The following is a 2325-nucleotide window of genomic DNA, read 5'->3' on the forward strand; positions in this document are numbered from 1 at the left end:
GGGTTTGGTTGGGCTCGGGCTGTTTGTTGCTGATTTGCGCAGTTCCCCGCGCCCCTGGGGTCGTGGGTGGTGCGGTGGTCTGGTTGGTGCGGGCCGTATGTGGCTGGTCGCGCAGTTCCCCGCGCCCCTGAAAGACTTAGCGGCAGCCGCACGTCGCCAGTGCTGAAGCCGTGGTGTCCAAAGCCCTTTGGGCGCCCGTGGGGTCCGTTGTGGCTGTTGCCAGGAAGGCGAAGGCCAGCAGGCGGCCGTCTGTGTCGACCACTGTGCCGGCGAGGGTGTTCACACCGGTCAGGGTGCCTGTTTTGGCTCGTACCACGCCTGTTCCGGGGGTGTCGTCGGCGTAGCGGGTGCGGAGTGTGCCCGTGAAGCCGGCCACGGGGAGGCCCGTGACGATCGAGCGGAGTTCGGGGTGGGACGGGGAGGCCGCCTTGGCGAGGAGGGCGGTGAGGAGGTGGGCGGTCAGGCGGTCGTCGCGGTTCAGGCCGCTGCCGTCCGCGAAGCGGGCGCCGTCCAGCGGGAGGCCGAGCTTGTCCAGTGCCGCGCGGACCGCCGTCTCGGCGCCCTCGAAGCTCGCCGGCTCGCCCGCGGCGAGTGCCACCTGGCGGGCGAGGGCCTCGGCGATGTCGTTGTCGCTGTTGGTCAGCATGCGTTCGACCAGGGTGGACAGGGGCGGGGAGTCGACCGCGGCGAGTGAGTCGGCCTTGCCGGAGGCCTTCACGGGGGCGGCGGACGTCGTCCTGACGCCGTGGTCCGCCAGCAGTTGCTCGAACGCCTTCGCCGCGTCCGACGCCGGGTCCGCGCCGCGGTCCGCCGGGCCGCTGGAGGAGCCGTCGAGGCGGGCCTCGTCGACCATCAGGGCGCTGACGGGCGCGAGGTTGGTGTTCACCCCGATGGGGTGCAGGGCGGGTCCGCTGTAGAGCGAGGTGTCGTACGCGACCGTCACCTCGTCCACGTCGCGCTTCTTCAGGGCGGCGGCGGTGTCGGCGGCGAGGGTGCGCAGGGAGGCGTAGCCGTTCGTGTCCTTGTGGGCGGTCAGGGTCGGGTCGCCGCCGCCGACCAGGACGACCTCCTTGGAGTCGGGCTGAAGGACGGTCCGCGTCTCGATGCGGTGGTCGGGGCCCGCCGCCGAGAGCGCCGCGGCGGCCGTGGCGATCTTCGTGGTGGAGGCGGGGGTGAGGGCGTCGTCCGCGCCGAGGCCGTACAGCGTCTTCCCGGTCGTGACGTCCACGACGGCGGCCGTACGGTCGGAGCCCAGCGCGGGGGCGCGCAGGAGGGGAGCGAGGACGTCGGCGAGCGCCTGCTCAGTGGGCGCGGGCACCGAGCCGCCGAGGCCCGTCAGTACCGAGGCCGCGCTCGGCGCCGGCTTGGGCGCCCCCTGGGCCGTACCGGAAGCCGTACCGGAACCGCGTCCGTGATCTGCGCCACCCTCTCGATCATGCGATGCCGCCCAGTCCTGCTCGGCCGTACGCTGACCCGAGGAGTCCCAGGGACCGGCCGCGGCCACCGCCCCGGCCGACAGGGCCAGGCCGAACGCGGCCGCACCGGCGGTGAGCTGGAGGGTCGTGAGCTTCATGGAGCGCGTCGCGACGGCTCGGGTGGCGTGCACGACGGCGCGCGTACCGCGTACGACGTGCGGCTTTGCTGCGCGCGCGAGCCGCACCGCATGCGGCCTCGCGGTTCGCCAGCCCCTCGGCTCCGGCACTACCACCAGCCCCTTTCGCGATCACACACCTGCGTGAGGGACACTTAACCACCAGAACTATGTGTTGATCATGGAGGAGCCACCGGTGGAGTTCGACGTCACGATCGAGATCCCGAAGGGTTCGCGCAACAAGTACGAGGTGGACCACGAGACCGGTCGGATCCGCCTGGACCGTCGCCTCTTCACCTCGACCGCCTACCCGACCGACTACGGCTTCGTCGAGAACACCCTCGGCGAGGACGGCGACCCGCTGGACGCGCTGGTCATCCTGGACGAGCCGACTTTCCCGGGCTGCCTCATCAAGTGCCGCGCGATCGGCATGTTCCGTATGACGGACGAGGCCGGCGGCGACGACAAGCTGCTGTGCGTGCCGGCGACGGACCCGCGCGTGGAGCACCTGCGTGACATCCACCACGTGTCGGAGTTCGACCGCCTGGAGATCCAGCACTTCTTCGAGGTCTACAAGGACCTGGAGCCCGGCAAGTCCGTCGAGGGCGCCAACTGGGTGGGCCGCCAGGACGCCGAGATCGAGATCGAGCGCTCGTACAAGCGCTTCAAGGAGCAGGGCGGGCACTGACGCCCAGGATTTCTTCCGAACGGGCCGCCCGACCCCTGTCGGGGAG

Annotated in this window: 2 protein-coding genes; one reads left to right on the forward strand and one right to left on the reverse strand. The window is 71.3% G+C overall.

Annotated elements, in window-relative coordinates; all coding sequences use genetic code 11:
- Positions 1 to 136 precede the first annotated feature (136 nt).
- Positions 137 to 1708 carry a D-alanyl-D-alanine carboxypeptidase/D-alanyl-D-alanine endopeptidase gene (dacB, locus tag FNH08_RS48915; RefSeq protein ID WP_322726638.1) on the reverse strand — a complete coding sequence of 524 codons (1572 nt, stop codon included), beginning with the start codon at positions 1706 to 1708 and terminating at the stop codon, positions 137 to 139.
- A gap of 79 nt (positions 1709 to 1787) precedes the next feature.
- Between dacB and FNH08_RS48920 the strand changes: the two genes are divergently transcribed.
- Positions 1788 to 2279: an inorganic diphosphatase gene (locus FNH08_RS48920; protein WP_217207198.1), complete on the forward strand. Its 492-nt coding sequence runs from the start codon at positions 1788 to 1790 to the stop codon at positions 2277 to 2279.
- The last annotated feature ends 46 nt before the right edge of the window (positions 2280 to 2325 follow it).

Source organism: Streptomyces spongiae (genome assembly GCF_009377185.1).
GTDB lineage: Bacteria > Actinomycetota > Actinomycetes > Streptomycetales > Streptomycetaceae > Streptomyces > Streptomyces spongiae.